Source organism: Terrisporobacter vanillatitrophus (assembly GCF_051148895.1).
GTDB classification, from domain to species: domain Bacteria; phylum Bacillota; class Clostridia; order Peptostreptococcales; family Peptostreptococcaceae; genus Terrisporobacter; species Terrisporobacter vanillatitrophus.
Genome location: NZ_CP154625.1, coordinates 928,075 through 944,801 on the forward strand (window position 1 = coordinate 928,075; position 16,727 = coordinate 944,801).

A 16,727-nucleotide genomic window follows, 5' to 3' on the forward strand; every position below is an offset into this window, starting at 1 on the left:
AAATATGAAAAAGATATTTGTTCTACTTAAATGTCTATGGAAATTACTATTTCAATTTAGTATAGAAGATAAAATTTTATTTACAGAAGCCTTTATTTTAAGTGGAATAATGAGGTTTAAAGTTTTAAATATTCCTTTTAAAAAAATAAAGACTAATTTGGGAACTTACAACGAAGAATCAGCAAAAGAAGTTAGTATAGAAGATTATAAAATAGCAAGAAAAATTGGAAATGCAGTGATAAATACTTGTAATTACACGCCTTGGGAAAGCTTGTGTTTAGTACAATCAATGACAGTTCAAAAAATGTTAAAAAGAAGAAAAGTAAGCTCTACATTGTATTTAGGGGTAAATAAGGATGATAAGAACGATATGAAAGCGCACTCTTGGATTAGATGTGGAGAATTATTTATAACAGGTGGCGATGGTAGTAATTATGCCACAGTAGCTAAGTTTTGTAAGCAATAAGAATATGGGGGTACTACGTTATGGGGGACAAAATATATTTAGCTTCACCTCATATGAGTGGTGAAGAAGAAAAATATATAAAAGAAGCTTTTGAAACAAATTGGATAGCGCCATTGGGAGCAAATGTTAATGGATTTGAAGAAGATATATGCAAATACACAGGAATCAAAAGTGCAACAGCTTTAACTAGTGGGACAGCTGCAGTTCATCTAGGCTTAAAATGTTTAGGCGTGGAAAAAGGAGACATAATATTTTGTCAGTCATTAACGTTTTCAGCAAGTTGTAACCCAATAATTTATGAAGGTGCTATTCCAGTATTTATAGACAGTGATTACAAAACGTGGAACATGGATCCTATAGCTCTAAAAAAAGCTTTTGAGGATGCAATGGAAAATAAACAATTGCCAAAAGCAGTAGTAGTAGTAAATTTATATGGGCAAAGTGCAGACTATGATGCCATAAGAAAAATCTGTAAAGAATATAATACGCCAATTTTAGAAGATGCAGCAGAATCTCTAGGAGCCAAGTACAAAGGGGAGTATACGGGCACACTGGCAGATATAGGCATATTTTCATTTAATGGTAACAAAATCATCACAACTTCGGGGGGAGGAATGATGATTTCAAACAACAAAAGGTATACAGATAAAGCACTTTTTTGGGCAACTCAAGCAAGGGACAATGCACCATATTATTTACACAGTGAAATAGGATACAACTACAGAATGAGCAATATAGTAGCAGGAATTGGTAGGGGTCAAATGACTGTATTAGATAAAAGAGTAAAACAAAAAAAACATATATATGACACTTATAAAGAAGGGTTCAATAATATAGAAGAAATAGAAATGATGCCAATATATGAAGAACCAAACTACTGGCTATCAGTAATAACTTTGAGTGGGGACTCAAAAGTTAGTTGTAGTGATATTATTGAAGCTCTTGGTAAGGAGAATATAGAATCAAGAAGACTTTGGAATCCTATGCATTTACAACCTGTGTTTAGGGGATACAAGTTTTTTAGCTCATGTGAAGGGGAAAGTGTGAGTGAAGACTTGTTTAACAGGGGTGTATGTCTACCATCAGATACGAAGATGAAAGATGAGGATTTGCAAAGAGTCATCAACATTGTAAAAAACACTCTAAAATAATTATTAAAGCCTAATGGGGAGGCTACAATGAAAGATCTAGTAATAATAGGTACTGGAGGAGCAGGTCGTGAAACTGCTTTAATAGTTGAAGATATCAATAAAGTCAATAAAGAGTGGAATCTATTGGGGTTTATAGATGACAAGGAAGACTTGATTGGTAAAATTATAAATGGACATAGGGTAATTGGTAATAGGGGATACTTAAATTCAAGTGATAAAGAAATATATGTTGTTATTGCAATAGCAAATAACTACGTAAAAGAAGATTTAGTTAAATATTTGACTAATGAAAATATAAAATATGCTACTTTGGTTCACCCTTCAGTCAGAATGAATAGTAGTATACAAATTGGTGAGGGAAGTATTATTTATCCAGGAGTTATTATGACAGTAGATATTACAATAGGTAATCATGTAATAGTTAGCCCAAAATGTGGCATAGGTCACGACACTATAATAGAAGATTACGTAACGCTACTGTGGAACGTAAATGTATCAGGAGCAGAACGTATAAGACAAGGAGCTACTTTGGGTAGTGGATCTACTATTATCCAAGGATTAGAAATAGGAAAAAATAGTTATGTAGGAGCAGGGTCAGTAGTTATTAGAGATGTGGAAGAAAATAGAACTGCTGTAGGCGTTCCTTCAAGATATATTGGGGAGTAAAAAATGAAAAAGATTCTATATGTGACTACGGTAAGTAGAACAATAAATGCATTTCTTATTCCTCATATAGAAAAATTAATAGATGAGGGATATAAAGTAGATTGTGCATGTGCAATTGATTTAAAAGTAGATGAAAGGATTCTGTCTAAAGGGAGTAACATTTTTGATATACCCTTTAGTAGAAATCCACTTCACCCTAAAAATATAAAAGCTTTTAGGGAGTTAAGAAAAATTCAAGAAAAAAATAACTATGATATAGTTCATGTTCATACACCAGTGGCATCAGTTTATGGACGACTTCTAAAAATAAAATTTCCTAAGTTAAAAACAATCTATACAGTTCATGGTTTTCACTTCTTCGAAGGAGCATCATGGATTAACTGGGTAATTTATTATCCTATAGAAAGATTGATGTCTAGATTTACGGATGTGGCAATAACTATTAATTCAGAAGATTATAAAAAAGCCCAACATATTGGTATAAAAGAAGTACACAATACAAATGGTGTTGGATTAGATTTAGGCTATTATAATCAAAGTTTATATGATAAGCAAAAATGCAGAGAAAAATTTGGTTTAAGACAAGATGATTTTGTAATAGTTATGATTGCAGAAGTAAATAAAAATAAAAATCATGAACAAATGATTAATGCTGTTGAACAGTTAGTTAAACAAGAAAAAAGTGTAAAAGTACTATGTGCAGGAGATGGTCCTTTACTTAATTTTATAGAAGAAGAAATAGAAAGACGAAACTTAAGTGAAGTAATTCAGATGCTTGGGTTTAGAACAGATATAAATGAGATTATAAGTTGTGCTGATGTGGGACTACTTATGTCTTATAGAGAAGGATTACCAAGGAATATTATGGAGTTGATGGCATTTGGTAAACCTGTGATTGGTACTAATATTCGTGGGATTAGAGATTTGATTGATGAAGGGAAAAATGGATATTTAGTAGAGTTTGGAGATTATATGCAGACTTATTATGCACTGAACACCTTGATGAGTGATGAAGAGTTGCTTGGTGAGATGAGTGAGTGTGCTTTTGATAGGGTGAAGAAGTATTCTGTGGAAAATGTGGTAGGAGAGTTATTGGAGGTGTATGGTGATGAAGAAATGTTTGCATGTACTTCCAATGGATAAATTAAGTGGTGCTGAAAAATTAGCACTTATAATATGTGAAAACTTACAAAATTATAAGCCAGTAGTTATATGTGGTGGAGGTAATTTAAAAGATATATTTGAAGATAAAGGTATAAGAACTTATGCAGTAGACTTTAATAATAGTATATTTAAAAGTGCTAAGGAAGTAAGCAAAATAGCTAAAGAAAATCATATTGATATTATTCATGCCCATGACAATACTGCTTCTATAGTTAGTTATATATCTAAGTTGATATATAGATTAGATATAAAATTAGTTTCACATATACATAATTGTTACCCTTGGTTAAAAAGCAATAATAAAAATAAAATTATAGATTCAATATTTAGAAAAAGATATGACTATAATATTGCATGTGGAAAGTTAGTCTATGATTTCTATGCTAAATATACTAACTATATAACTTCTAAAAATACTTCAGTACTATCAAATGCTATAGAAGTAAAAGAAATTACAAAAAAAAGTAAAGTAAATAAAGATGAAATATATAAACAGTATGGTATTCCAAAAGATAAAAAAGTCCTAGGTTTTGTAGGAAGAATTTCAGAACAAAAAGGAATCATACCTTTCATAGAGAATGTGGGTAGATATAAAGATAAATTTGTTGATTGTATTTTTCTTATGGTGGGAAGTGGAGACCAAGATAATGAAGCTAAAGAATTAGTTAAAATATTAAATATGGAAGAGATATTTATTTTTACAGGACATCAAGATAACATATACAATTTTTATCCTCTAATGGATATTTTCTTTTTACCATCTCTTTATGAAGGTTTGCCTATGGTATTATTAGAAGCTATGAGCTTTAAGAAGCCTATAGTATCTATGAATGTAGGAAGTATAGATGAAATTATTAGAAATAATGGATACTTGATAGAACCAGGAGCATATGATAATTTCATCAATAAATTAGACGAGCTTAAAGATGATGAAGAGAAGATGAAAATATTTGGACACAACTCTTTGAATATAATTAATAGAGATTATGAAATAGATACATATTGTTATAAGTTAGAGCGAATATATAATCTTGTAAATGGGGAGGTGTAATATTTGACGAAATCTTTAACAATTTTTACACCATCTTTTAATAGAGCATATACATTAGGGAAATGTTATAACAGCTTAGTTAGACAAAGTTGCAAGGATTTTGTTTGGTTAATTATTGATGATGGTTCTAGTGACGACACTAGAGAATTAGTTAATCAATGGATAAAAGAAAACAAAATAGAAATTAGATATAAATATCAAGAGAACCAAGGAATGCATGGAGCACATAATACTGCTTATGAAATTATAGATACAGAGTTAAATGTGTGTATAGATTCGGACGATTATATGCCAGACGATGCTGTTGAAAAAATTATAAACTTTTGGAATGAAAATAAAAGAGATGACTTAGCTGGGATAATAGCTTTAGATTCATATGAAGCTGGAAATGTAATAGGAGAAATATTTCCGGAAGAAATGAAGGAGACTACTTTATTTGAAGTTAATAATAAACATAAAATATCAGGGGATAAAAAGCTAGTATACAGAACGGAGTTAACTAAAGAATATCATTATCCTTTGTTTGAAGGAGAAAAGTACGTAGGTTTGGCGTATAAGTATTATAAGTTAGATGAAAAATATAAGTTAAAAACTTTAAATGAAGTACTTTGTATAGTTGAATATATGGATGATGGTTCTTCTAGAAATATGTTAAGACAATATAGAAGAAATCCTAGGGGGTTTGCCTTTTATAGAATAGAAAATATGAAAAACAAAAATAGTACTTTATTTTTTAAGATAAAAGAGAATATTCATTATGTATCGAGTAGTTTTATTAGTAAGAACAAAGAATTTATAAAGGAAAGTCCTTGTAAGCTATTAACAATACTATCTGTGCCAATAGGATACATTTTATACAGATATGTTATGGAAAATACAGCTAATAATTAATTTGGAGGAATAGTTGTGGGAGTATTTTATGGAACATTGGTATCTACATATATATTAGGTGTAGCTTCTAGATTCACTAAAAAGCAAAATCAAAAACCAATATTTATATTTTTTATATTGATAATGATGATATTTATAACAGTTTCAGCATTTAGAGATGATATAGGAGATACAGGTATGTATAAGCATACATACGGATTAATAGCTAAAGGGACAGTGGGAGAAGATGGATATGAAAAAGGCTTTATATTTTTTCTGACTATGCTAACTAATATATCAGTAGATCCACAATTTATGTTAATTGTTACTTCTGTTATTACACAAGGGATAAATATCTGGTTTTTAAGAAAATATTCTAGTTATTTTGAGTTGGAGTTATTTATGTATATAGCATCAGGATACTTTCTTACAACTATGAATGGTATTAGACAGGCAATGGCAGCTTCTATTATGTTGTTGGGGACTAGATTTTTAATAGAAAGAAAATTTACACCTTATTTGATATTAACTTTAATTATGAGTACTATACATAACTCAGCATTGGTAATGATACCAGTATACTTCATAGTAAATAGTGAGAGTTGGTCAAAAAACTTTGTAAAAACTATAGGTATTATGCTAATAGTAACTTTATTTGGCGGTGCAATAATGAACCTAATGTTTCAATTATTAGATGGAACAAAGTTTGGAGAGTATTCTCAGTTTGATGAAGGTGGTTCTAATATAATCAGAACAGTTATAGCGATGGTACCTGTAGTAATGGCATATCTTCAAAGAAAAAGATTAAGAGAGATATTTCCACAATGCGATATATTTGTTAATTTAGCAATTGTAAATATGCTTATTATGGCATTGTCATTATACAACTGGATATTTGCAAGAATGACATATTACTTTATCCCTTATACACTTGTTCTACTTCCTTACATAATAAAAAGTATAGATATAAAAGAGCAGAGACGTCTAATATATTATGCATTTTTACTGGGGTATTCTGGATTTATGTATGCAGAGTATGTTTTGTCAATAGGTGCAAATTATACAAGTGTGATTTTGGGAATATAGAGGAGATATAGTATGAAACAGCAAAAAAAAGTACTACATATTGTTGGAGCTATGAATAGAGGTGGAACAGAAACTATGTTGATGAACCTCTATAGGAATATAGATAGAGATAAAATACAGTTTGATTTTGTATCATTTAGCCAGGCAGAAGCTCATTATGATGAAGAAATAAAGTTGTTAGGTGGAAAAGTGATTAAGATTTCTAAATCTAACTCAGTAAAAGAATTAATTGAAGTGATAAATGATAATGGACCTTATGCAGTAGTTCATGCTCATACTCTGTTCAATAGTGGAATAGCAATGTTAGCAGCGAAAAAATGTGGAGTTAAAGTAAGAATAGTTCATGCTCATACAACTAAAGATGATAGTAGTAGCTTATTAAGAAAGATATATATAAAATCCATGAGGTATTTAATTAATAACAACTCAACAAATACCTTAGCTTGTAGCAAAGAAGCAGGAAAATATTTATTTGGAGATAAAGAAATTAAAAAAAATAAACATAATTACTTTCCGAATTTAATAAATTACGAGGATTTGTTAAAAGAACCAAAACAAGAGGTAGAGATATTTAAAGAAAAACAAAATTTAAAAGATAGCATAGTAATTGGTCATATTGGAACTTTTAAAGAGTCCAAAAATCATAAATTTCTATTAGAAATTACTAAATATATGAAAGAACATAATATAGATATAAAATTACTTCTTGTAGGTGATGGTGGATTGAGAATAGAGTTAGAAACTTTAGCTAAAGAATATAACATTTATGGTAGTGTGAGATTTGTGGGAATAAGAGAAGATATAAATGTAATGTTACATAGTATGGACGTATTTGTTTTTCCATCTATATTTGAGGGATTGGGGTTAGTTTTACTGGAAGCTCAAGCGACAGGATTACCTTGTATAGTATCAGAAGCAATACAAGCAGAGGCTGATTTAGACTTAGGATTAGTAAATCAATTAAACTTATCAGATGGAGTGAAAAAATGGTCACAAGAAATATTAAAAGTCAAAGGAATTAAAGAAAGAAATATTAATAAGATAAAAAAATCTTTTGAAGAAAAGGAATACTCAACTGATAAATGTATTTATAAATTGATGAAACTTTACAATATAGATGATAAGGAAATATACAAAGTCAGTTAGTTATAATTCAATCTTAAAGTGCAGTATTAGATATAGACAGTCTAGTAGAGGCACTTTTTTATTGAAAAGGTATACTATAGTATAAGAAAATATACTAAATTGAGCGATAGTTATAATTACACAAAATAACTAAAATAAGTAGTATAAATATGTATAAAAAAAGAAAAATGGAGTGTAATTTTATGAAGAAAGTACTAATTTCTTCTTTTGATATGGAAATTGGTGGAGTAGAACGCAGTTTAATAAGTATGTTAGATAACTTTGACTATGATAATTATGATGTAGATTTAATGCTATATAGTCATAGTGGTGATTTGTTTAATTTGCTTCCTAAGAAACCAAAATTATTGAAGGAAGATAAAAAATATAAAACATTTAGATTATCCATAGCTGAAACTATAAAAAGTGGAAATATTGATATTGCTATATCAAGACTTCTAGCTAGATCTAAAGCAAAGAAAGAAGGATACAAGAATAATTTAGAAGACTATGGATATATTCAAATGCAGTATATGTGGAAATATTGCCTTAGATTTTTACCACAAAAGGAGAAATACTATGATATAGCTATAAGCTATTTGTGGCCACATTACTTTGTTGCAGACAAGGTGAATGCAGATACTAAGATAGCATGGATACATACAGATTTTTCTAAGCTAGATACGGATGTAGATATAGATCTTAGTATGTGGGATAAATTTGATTACATAGCAGCAGTATCTGAGGATTGTAAGAATGCTTTTTTAAATAAGTATCCATCACTTAGAGAAAAGGTAACAGTAATAGAAAATATTACATCACCTCATTTTGTAAGAAAGTTGGCAGAAGAGAAAATAGATGATTTAGTAGTAGAAGAAGATGTATTTAAGGTGATATCTGTAGGTAGATATTCTGAAGCTAAAGGATTTGATAATGCCATAAAAGCTCTTAGGATATTACATGATAGAGGTTATACAAATATCAAGTGGTATATTATTGGTTATGGTGGAGATGAAGAGCTGTATAGAAATTTAATAAAGGAAAATAACCTAGAAGATAGTTTTATTTTATTAGGTAAAAAGACTAATCCATATCCGTATATGAAAAATTGTGATATTTATGCACAACCTTCAAGGTATGAAGGAAAGGCAGTAACTGTTACAGAAGCTCAGATATTAGGTAAGCCAGTTATGTTAACAAATTATACAACTGCATATTCTCAGGTGAAAGATATGGTAGATGGATATATAACTGATTTATCAATTGAGGGAATTGCAGATGGAATAGAATACCTAAACTTAAATTCTGATTTGAGAAAAAGCATGTCGAGTTATTGTCAAAAAACTGATTATAGCAATTATATAGAACTAGATAAGTTGTATACCATAATGTGTGGAGGATATGACAATGAAGAAAGTAAGTATGATAGTACCGGTTTATAATAGTGAAAAGTATATAGAAAAATGTATACAGAGCATACTTAATCAGAGTTATAAAAATATAGAAATAATTATAATTAATGATGGATCTAAAGATAGCAGTGATGAAATAATAACTAAGCTAGAAAAACTAGATAGTCGTATTAAATATATAAAGCAAGAGAACAGTGGTCCTTCTCAAGCCAGAAATAATGGAATAAGAGTATCAAGTGGTAAATATTTAATGTTTGTAGATTCCGATGATAGTATAAATGAAAACTATGTTGAACTTATGGTAAATAAAATAGAAGAAAAAGAATATGATGTTGTATGTTGTGGTTATAAAGATATCTCAATATATGGAACTATAGATTATACTGATTTTCCAGATGATAATAAACTATTAGATAGGCAAGGATTTATGATGAAGGTTCTTAAAGGAACTGGTGGTGTATTGTGGAGCAAGATTTTTAGAAAGGAAATTATAAATAAATATAATATCGCAATGGACAAAAATATATTTATGAGTGAAGATTTAATATTTGTATTGAAATATTGTAGTTATTGCAATGATTTCGGATTTATAAATAATTACTTATATAACTATAATAGATTAAATGAATATAGTATCAGTGCAAATGTGACAAAAGACTATATAAATAATTATATAGATGTATGTAAACATATTGATGAAATATTATTATTTAATAAATTTGATAAGAACCAGATAAATAAGATTATAAGTGAAAGGTTACAAAGTACAATTTTAAATATAATAGATTCAGAGTCTATAAAAATTAAAGAAAAAGGAATTATAAATGTGGAAAAGAGTATAAAACAAGTTATATCTTTGGATTATATAAAACAATATAAAAGTAGTTTTAAAACAAATAGTAAATTAAATAAGCCCTGTATCTGCTTTTTAAAAAATAACTGTATATTAGCTGCTATAATGTATAGTTATTTTTTAAATATATTGAGGTGCTTCAAAAACAACATAAAAGTAGATAAAAAATTAGTTATGGAGAAGTAGATATGAAAAAAATATTTGTGGATATATACTTGTCTTTTAATTTAGGTGATGACTTGTTTTTACATATATTGTCAGAAAGATATCCTAACAGTGAGATAACTGTAAATTATGTAGGAAGGAATTATGATAAATTTATTTCTAAATATAAAAATATTACAAGAAGAAAATATACTGTTTTTAATAAAATATTTCAAAAGCTTGGATTAAAAGATTATCTAACTGACTACGAATCTTTATCAAAAGAATATGATGCATTAATATTTGTAGGAGGCTCTATATTTAGAGAAGAAGATTATCATCAATCGCTATATAAAGATAGGATGAAAATGGTAACAGAATTTATAAAGATGAATAAACCAGTATTCATAATGGGATCAAACTTTGGTCCGTATAAAACAGATGAATTTTTTTATGAGTATAGAGATTTTTATAAATTATGTAAGGATGTCTGTTTTAGAGATTTATATTCCTATAATTTATTTAAAGATTTAAAAAATGTAAGATATGCACCAGATATTGTATTTCAAATGGATGTGAAAAAATATAAAAAAAATAATAAAAAAGATGTGGTTGGGTATTCAATCATAGATGTTACACATAAGAAGGGATTGTATCAATACAATGAAAAATATATTGAGAGTATAGTTAAATCCATTGAATTAGTAGTATCTAAAGGATATGATTGCTTATTGATGTCATTTTGTGAAAGTGAAGGCGATTTAAGAGCAATTAATAATATAAAAAGAAAATTATCGAAAGAAACTTTAAATAAAGTAAATATATATGAATATAAAGGCAATCTAGATGAAGCTATAAATTTAATATCAAAATTAAAATTATTTGTAGCAGCTAGGTTTCATGCTAATATAATTGGTTTATTATGCCAAGTTGGTATACTTCCGGTTATATACAGTGATAAGACTACGAATATGCTAAAAGATATAAATTTAAATCAGATACTAGTTCATATGGAGAATTTGGATAGCTTGTATGACAATGATATCATAGAAAATGCGCTTAATAATAAAGCTGATTTATGTGAAATTTCAAAAGAGGCAAAAAATCAGTTTAAAAAACTAGATGAATTTGAAAAATTAATGTAGGGGGTGATAGTTTGATGAAAAAAGATATATTATTCGTAATTGATTCATTACATTGTGCTGGCGCAGAAAAAAGTTTAATATCATTGTTGTCTTTAATAGATTATTCACAGTATAATGTAGACCTTCAATTATTTGGTTATGGTGGTATATTAGAAAGTCTAATACCAAAAGAAGTTAATTTATTAGAACCGCTAAAATATACTAAGTTTACTGAAATGTCACTAAAAAAAGGTATAATTCACTCTATTAAAAATTTGGATTTTAAACCTTTATCATCTAGAATTCACTATTCAATTAGAATACGTAAAGGAAAATATACACATTCTCAGATAGCTCGAATTTATTGGCAAAATGTTTCAAAATCTATTAAAAATAATTCAAAAAAATATAACATAGCAATAAGTTATGCTCAAGGTATATCTACATTTTATGTTGCAGAAAAAGTAAATGCAGAGAATAAATTTACTTGGGTTAATACAAGTTATTATTTGTTAGAAGAAGATAAAATATTTCAAAAAAGGTTTTATGATAAGTACAAAAAAATTGTGGCAGTTTCTAATTCAGCAAAGGATATATTTATAAGTACATTTCCTGATTATAAAAATAAGGTGGAAGTTATATATGATATAAATAACTATCAATTAATATATAATATGTCGTTATTAAGTGATGGATATACAGATTCGTTTGAAGGCTTAAGAATATTAACCATAGGTAGATTAGCTAAAGGTAAAAGATATGATATAGCAGTACAGGCATGCAAAATACTTAAAGATAAGGGAATTAAGTTTAGATGGTATGTGTTAGGTGAAGGAAGCCTGAAAGAAGAAATTAAAAAAAGTATTGAAGTAAATGACTTAGTAGAAGAATTTGTTTTATTAGGAGTAAAGGCAAATCCATATCCATATATAAAAGATTGTGATATATATGTTCAGACATCTCAGTTTGAAGGATTTGGACTTGCTATAGCAGAGGCTAGAATGCTTAATAAACCAGTAGTTACAACGAGGTTTGATGCTGTTTATAATCAGATGATAGATGGTAAAAATGGTATAGTTGTAGATATTAATAGTATAGCTGTATCTAAGGGGATTGAAAAAATAATTACTGATATAGAGCTAAGGAATTCAATAAGTGATTATTTAAAATCAGAGAAAAAAGGGAATGTAGAAGAAATTGATAAATTTTATAGTCTGATAAAACAATAAATTTGAGAGAGTAGAATTATGAAGAAAAAAATATTATTTATGCTTATAGATATGAATATAGGTGGAACAGAAAAAGCATTACTGAACATGCTAGAAGAGATAAATAGTGAAAAATATGATGTTACATTGTTGATGTTAGAAGAAAATGGTGATTTTTTAGAAAATATACCGAATTGGGTTGAAGTTAGATATGTAGATGATTATGAAAAAATGAAAATAATAATGGAATATCCATTGCATAGATCAGCTTTAAAATTTTTATTAAAAGGACAAGTCTCAAAGTCTACAAATATGATTAAACAATATATAGAGTACAAAAAAAATAACGAGATGTCTTCATTATATAAATTTTTATTAGAAGACTCACCTATCCTAGATACAGAATATGATATGGCAGTAGCATATGCAGGTCCAATGGATTTTATTAGTTATTTTATTATAAATAAAGTAAAGGCTAAGAAAAAAGTTCAATGGGTTCATTTTGATGTTACTAAGTGTGGATTTAATAGGAAATTTGCAACTAAGTGGTATCAAAAATTTGATAAAGTATTTGTAGTATCAAAAGAAGGGAAAGAAAAACTAGATGAACTAGTACCATGTATAAAAAATAAAACAGAAATTTTTTATAATATAATATCAAAGAATATAATAGATAAAATGTCACATGATGGTAGTGGGTTTGAAGATGATTTTAATGGGAGTAGAATATTAACTGTTGGACGATTAGCATGGGAAAAGGGTCAAGATATAACTATACCTGTATTGGCTAGACTTAAATCAGACGGTTACAAAGTAAGATGGTATTGTATAGGTGATGGAGGACTAAGAGAAAAGTGTCAAAAATTAATAAAAAAATATAAGTTAGAGAATGATTATATTTTACTGGGAACAAAGTCAAATCCATATCCATATATGAAAAATTGTGATATATATGTTCAACCATCACTACACGAAGGATACTGTATAACTTTAGCAGAAGCTAGATGCTTTAATAATCCAATAGTAGCAACAAATTTTACGGGCGTGAATGAGCAACTTATAGAAACTGGATGTGGGTTAGTAGCGGATATTAGCGAAGATAGTATATATAAAAATATTAAACTAGTACTAGAAAACTTAGAATTAAGTAATGAAATCAAATTAAAGTTGAAAAAATCTAAAGTGGATTTATCAGAAGAAATAAATAAGCTATATAGAATAATAGAAGTAGATGAAAGAGATATGGTGGTGAACAATGAAAAAAATATTATTTATGATAACTAGTATGAATATAGGTGGAGTAGAAAAATCACTTCTTTCATTATTATCATGTATACCGAAGGACAGGTATGAAATAACTCTTTTATTATTGGATAAAAGTGGAGGATTTTTAGAATATGTACCATCTTATATTAAGATTGAAGAAGCACAATGGTTTGAAACGGTTAAATCAATTACTATGGACTCACCATATAAGATAGTAGAATCATTCCTTAGAAAAAAACAATATTTAAATATAGTGAAATTTATAGTTTGCTATTTAATAGATAAGTATTTTGATAATAGATATATATATTATGAAAATGCAATGAAAAATGTTTTACAAAATGGAACTAAATATGATGTCGCAATATCTTATCAGGGACCTACAGATATAATTGATTACTACATAGCTAATAAAGTAAAGGCTGATAAGAAAATATCTTGGGTGCATTTTGATGTTTCTAAGCATAGTTTTAATAAGAAACTGTATAAAAAATTATATGAAAAATACGATAAGATATTTGTAGTTTCAAATCAAGGGAAGAATAAATTAATTGATGTAATACCGGGGATTAAAGAAAAAACAGATGTATTTCTAAATATCATATCTAAAAATTTAATTAAAGAAATGGCTAAAGATAATATTAAATTAGATGATAATTATAATGGTACTAAGATAGTTACAGTTGGAAGATTATCAGTAGAAAAAGGACAAGACTTAGCTATAGAAACATTGAAAAAATTAAGGCAAGAAAGATTTGATGTTAGGTGGTATTGTGTAGGTGATGGAAATAGTAGATTAGATTATGAAAAATTAATTAAAACCTATAATTTGGAGGAGCAATTTATTTTAATGGGAGCTAAGACCAATCCATATCCGTATATTGAGGATGCAGATATATATGTTCAGACATCTAGACATGAAGGTTATTGTTTAACATTGGCAGAAGCTAAATGTTTAAATAAACCTATAGTGACAACTAATTTTATAGGAGCATATGAACAAATAGAAAATGGATACAATGGTTTGATTAGTGATTGTAGTGAAGATAGTTTATATGAAAATATAAAAATCTTAATTGAAGATAAACATAAGAGCGAGATATTTGTAAATAACTTGTTAAGTGATGAATTAGATACAGTTAAAGAAATTAATAAATTATTTGATTATATAGGATAAAAGGTGGGGGAGTGTAGTATGAATCCTAAAATAAGTATTATTGTACCTGTATATAAGGTGGAAACATATTTAAATAAATGTATAGATTCTATATTAGAGCAAACGTTTAAAGATTTTGAATTAATATTAGTTGATGATGGATCGCCAGATCGATGTGGTAATATATGTGATGAATATGCTAAGAGAGATGATAGAATAGTAGTAATTCATAAAGATAATGGAGGAATATCAAGTGCAAGAAATGTAGGCTTAGATATTGCAAGAGGTGATTATATAGGATTTGTTGATAGTGATGATTGGATAGACTTAAATATGTACAAGATATTATTTGATAATATTAAAATTAAAAATGGAGATATGTGTGTTTGTGACTATAAAAAAGTATATTCGGATAATAGCCTAAATATAATAGAGGAATCAAATGAGCATATATGTGAAACGTTATCAAAGATTGAGGCATTAAAGAAAATTTACTCAAATAAAAGTACACAGTTTATAGTTGTATGGAATAAATTATTTAAGAAGACATTATTTGATAACCTAAAGTTTGAAATGAATAGAATATATGAAGATGCATTTATAATAAATGAACTTATATATAAATCAAAAAAGGTAATTTATTTGAATAATAAGTTATATAACTATAGACAAAGAGAAGGTAGTATTATGAATTCTAGTTGTAATATAAAAGAATTAGATTCAGTGTATGCGTTATCAGAAAGAGTGAAGTTTTTCTACAAATTAGGAGATAAATATTTAATAAATAAATCAGAAGTATATTATATAGAGGCATTGCTAAATAGTTATCGACAATTAGAATTATTGAAAGAACAAAATTTTGAAAAAAATAAACTGATTAAAGATTTTAAGAAGACAATAAAAATTTACAGTATTTTAAATAATAAGTATTTTAATACAAAAGAAAAAATAATTATATCATTGATGAAATATGCTACAAATATTTATGAAAATTATGAAAAAGTGGAGAGAAATAAAAGTTATGAATCCTAAAATAAGTATTATTGTGCCTGTATATAAGGTTGAAAAATATATATATAAATGTATAGATTCTATATTGGCACAAACGTTCAAAGATTTTGAATTGATATTAGTTAATGATGGATCACCGGACAGGTGTGGTGATATATGTGAGGAGTATGCTAGGAAAGACGATAGAATAGTTGTAATTCATAAAGACAATGGGGGACAAGCATCTGCACGAAATAAAGGAATTGATATTGCAAGAGGTTACTATATAGGATTTGTAGATAGTGATGATTGGATAGAGCCAGATATGTATGAGATACTATATAATATTTGTAATAATCATAATTGTGAAATAGCAAATTGTTCAAGTGTTATTCATTTTAAAAATAGAAAACAAGTAAATGGAGGTCATCCTTTAACTATACATACTAAAGAAGAAGCTATGAAAACTATGTTGGAAGGTAAATTATATGATGAGGTAGTATGGACAAAATTAATAAAAAGAGATTTGGTTAAAGGAGTCAGATTTTCACAAGGTATAATGTATGAAGATACAGATTTTACATATAAAGTAATTGATAAAGCAAAGGCTGTAGGGTGCGTAGGAGAAGCAAAGTATAATTATATAAAAAGAGATGATAGTACCATGGATAGAGCAATAAAAAATATATCTATAGATGGTATAATAGTATACGATAAAATGTATAAGTTTATGGAGATGAAATATCCTAAATTATTAGATTTAGTTTCGTTAAAGTTAGTTAATAGTTGTATGTCAGCATTAAATCTTATTTCACAAAATAATCAATTTAATTCCCATAAGGAAAAATATTATGAAGTGAGTAATATATTAAAAAAATATTATAAAAGGGCTATAAGAATAAAAGAATATCCATATACGGTTAAAATATTACTAACACTACATAGAATACATCCGATTATGTATAAGATAGTTATAAATAAAGTTGGATAGGTGG

16 protein-coding genes are annotated in these 16,727 nt (G+C 27.6%); all 16 read left to right on the forward strand.

Features of this window, described 5'->3' with window-relative positions:
- Nucleotides 1–4: 4 nt before the first annotated feature.
- Entirely contained in the window at nucleotides 5–466 is a 462-nt protein-coding gene (locus TVTCOM_RS04705) for a lasso peptide biosynthesis B2 protein (protein ID WP_434798690.1), read from the forward strand.
- A 20-nt stretch (nucleotides 467–486) separates the two neighbouring features.
- Complete coding sequence (locus TVTCOM_RS04710; protein ID WP_434798691.1) at nucleotides 487–1,617, forward strand: DegT/DnrJ/EryC1/StrS family aminotransferase; 1,131 nt, start codon at nucleotides 487–489, stop codon at nucleotides 1,615–1,617.
- Nucleotides 1,618–1,644: 27 nt separating this feature from the next.
- The gene (locus TVTCOM_RS04715) at nucleotides 1,645–2,283 is read left to right on the forward strand and encodes an acetyltransferase (RefSeq protein WP_434798692.1); all 639 of its coding nucleotides are present in this window, start codon (nucleotides 1,645–1,647) and stop codon (nucleotides 2,281–2,283) included.
- Between the two features lie 3 nt (nucleotides 2,284–2,286).
- Entirely contained in the window at nucleotides 2,287–3,426 is a 1,140-nt protein-coding gene (locus TVTCOM_RS04720; protein ID WP_434798693.1) for a glycosyltransferase family 4 protein, read from the forward strand.
- A complete protein-coding gene (locus TVTCOM_RS04725) occupies nucleotides 3,392–4,498 on the forward strand; it encodes a glycosyltransferase (protein ID WP_434798694.1) in 1,107 nt (368 codons plus the stop codon). Before TVTCOM_RS04720 ends, TVTCOM_RS04725 begins: the two co-directional genes overlap by 35 nt.
- A 3-nt stretch (nucleotides 4,499–4,501) precedes the next feature.
- Nucleotides 4,502–5,389 (forward strand): glycosyltransferase family 2 protein, encoded by an 888-nt coding sequence (locus TVTCOM_RS04730; RefSeq protein WP_434798695.1) that lies wholly within the window; start codon nucleotides 4,502–4,504, stop codon nucleotides 5,387–5,389.
- Between the two features lie 15 nt (nucleotides 5,390–5,404).
- Nucleotides 5,405–6,454, forward strand: a complete 1,050-nt coding sequence (locus TVTCOM_RS04735; RefSeq protein WP_434798696.1) for an EpsG family protein — start codon at nucleotides 5,405–5,407, stop codon at nucleotides 6,452–6,454.
- 12 nt (nucleotides 6,455–6,466) lie between these two features.
- On the forward strand, nucleotides 6,467–7,600 hold the full coding sequence (locus TVTCOM_RS04740; protein WP_434798697.1) for a glycosyltransferase family 1 protein: 1,134 nt from the start codon (nucleotides 6,467–6,469) through the stop codon (nucleotides 7,598–7,600).
- A gap of 182 nt (nucleotides 7,601–7,782) precedes the next feature.
- Nucleotides 7,783–9,021 carry a glycosyltransferase gene (locus TVTCOM_RS04745; RefSeq protein WP_434798698.1) on the forward strand — a complete coding sequence of 413 codons (1,239 nt, stop codon included), beginning with the start codon at nucleotides 7,783–7,785 and terminating at the stop codon, nucleotides 9,019–9,021.
- On the forward strand, nucleotides 8,987–10,030 hold the full coding sequence (locus TVTCOM_RS04750; protein ID WP_434798699.1) for a glycosyltransferase family 2 protein: 1,044 nt from the start codon (nucleotides 8,987–8,989) through the stop codon (nucleotides 10,028–10,030). The genes TVTCOM_RS04745 and TVTCOM_RS04750 overlap by 35 nt, the downstream gene beginning before the upstream one ends.
- Before the next feature lie 2 nt (nucleotides 10,031–10,032).
- Nucleotides 10,033–11,133 carry a polysaccharide pyruvyl transferase family protein gene (locus TVTCOM_RS04755; RefSeq protein WP_434798700.1) on the forward strand — a complete coding sequence of 367 codons (1,101 nt, stop codon included), beginning with the start codon at nucleotides 10,033–10,035 and terminating at the stop codon, nucleotides 11,131–11,133.
- A 14-nt stretch (nucleotides 11,134–11,147) separates the two neighbouring features.
- Nucleotides 11,148–12,341: a glycosyltransferase gene (locus TVTCOM_RS04760; RefSeq protein WP_434798701.1), complete on the forward strand. Its 1,194-nt coding sequence runs from the start codon at nucleotides 11,148–11,150 to the stop codon at nucleotides 12,339–12,341.
- Nucleotides 12,342–12,359: 18 nt separating this feature from the next.
- Complete coding sequence (locus TVTCOM_RS04765) at nucleotides 12,360–13,604, forward strand: glycosyltransferase (protein ID WP_434798702.1); 1,245 nt, start codon at nucleotides 12,360–12,362, stop codon at nucleotides 13,602–13,604.
- Nucleotides 13,576–14,763, forward strand: coding sequence for a glycosyltransferase (locus TVTCOM_RS04770; protein ID WP_434798703.1), 1,188 nt, complete (start codon nucleotides 13,576–13,578; stop codon nucleotides 14,761–14,763). Before TVTCOM_RS04765 ends, TVTCOM_RS04770 begins: the two co-directional genes overlap by 29 nt.
- An 18-nt stretch (nucleotides 14,764–14,781) precedes the next feature.
- Nucleotides 14,782–15,774: a glycosyltransferase family 2 protein gene (locus TVTCOM_RS04775; protein ID WP_434798704.1), complete on the forward strand. Its 993-nt coding sequence runs from the start codon at nucleotides 14,782–14,784 to the stop codon at nucleotides 15,772–15,774.
- On the forward strand, nucleotides 15,737–16,723 hold the full coding sequence (locus TVTCOM_RS04780) for a glycosyltransferase family 2 protein (protein ID WP_434798705.1): 987 nt from the start codon (nucleotides 15,737–15,739) through the stop codon (nucleotides 16,721–16,723). The genes TVTCOM_RS04775 and TVTCOM_RS04780 overlap by 38 nt, the downstream gene beginning before the upstream one ends.
- Nucleotides 16,724–16,727 lie beyond the last annotated feature (4 nt).

What these genes read in the sequence shown, in the direction of transcription:
- TVTCOM_RS04705 (WP_434798690.1), top strand. Translation starts at nt 5, where the DNA reads ATGAAAAAGATATTTGTTCTACTTAAATGTCTATGGAAATTACTATTT.
- TVTCOM_RS04710 (WP_434798691.1), top strand. Translation starts at nt 487, where the DNA reads ATGGGGGACAAAATATATTTAGCTTCACCTCATATGAGTGGTGAAGAA.
- TVTCOM_RS04715 (WP_434798692.1), top strand. Translation starts at nt 1,645, where the DNA reads ATGAAAGATCTAGTAATAATAGGTACTGGAGGAGCAGGTCGTGAAACT.
- TVTCOM_RS04720 (WP_434798693.1), top strand. Translation starts at nt 2,287, where the DNA reads ATGAAAAAGATTCTATATGTGACTACGGTAAGTAGAACAATAAATGCA.
- TVTCOM_RS04725 (WP_434798694.1), top strand. Translation starts at nt 3,392, where the DNA reads ATGAAGAAATGTTTGCATGTACTTCCAATGGATAAATTAAGTGGTGCT.
- TVTCOM_RS04740 (WP_434798697.1), top strand. Translation starts at nt 6,467, where the DNA reads ATGAAACAGCAAAAAAAAGTACTACATATTGTTGGAGCTATGAATAGA.
- TVTCOM_RS04745 (WP_434798698.1), top strand. Translation starts at nt 7,783, where the DNA reads ATGAAGAAAGTACTAATTTCTTCTTTTGATATGGAAATTGGTGGAGTA.
- TVTCOM_RS04750 (WP_434798699.1), top strand. Translation starts at nt 8,987, where the DNA reads ATGAAGAAAGTAAGTATGATAGTACCGGTTTATAATAGTGAAAAGTAT.
- TVTCOM_RS04755 (WP_434798700.1), top strand. Translation starts at nt 10,033, where the DNA reads ATGAAAAAAATATTTGTGGATATATACTTGTCTTTTAATTTAGGTGAT.
- TVTCOM_RS04760 (WP_434798701.1), top strand. Translation starts at nt 11,148, where the DNA reads ATGAAAAAAGATATATTATTCGTAATTGATTCATTACATTGTGCTGGC.
- TVTCOM_RS04765 (WP_434798702.1), top strand. Translation starts at nt 12,360, where the DNA reads ATGAAGAAAAAAATATTATTTATGCTTATAGATATGAATATAGGTGGA.
- TVTCOM_RS04770 (WP_434798703.1), top strand. Translation starts at nt 13,576, where the DNA reads ATGAAAAAAATATTATTTATGATAACTAGTATGAATATAGGTGGAGTA.
- TVTCOM_RS04775 (WP_434798704.1), top strand. Translation starts at nt 14,782, where the DNA reads ATGAATCCTAAAATAAGTATTATTGTACCTGTATATAAGGTGGAAACA.
- TVTCOM_RS04780 (WP_434798705.1), top strand. Translation starts at nt 15,737, where the DNA reads ATGAAAAAGTGGAGAGAAATAAAAGTTATGAATCCTAAAATAAGTATT.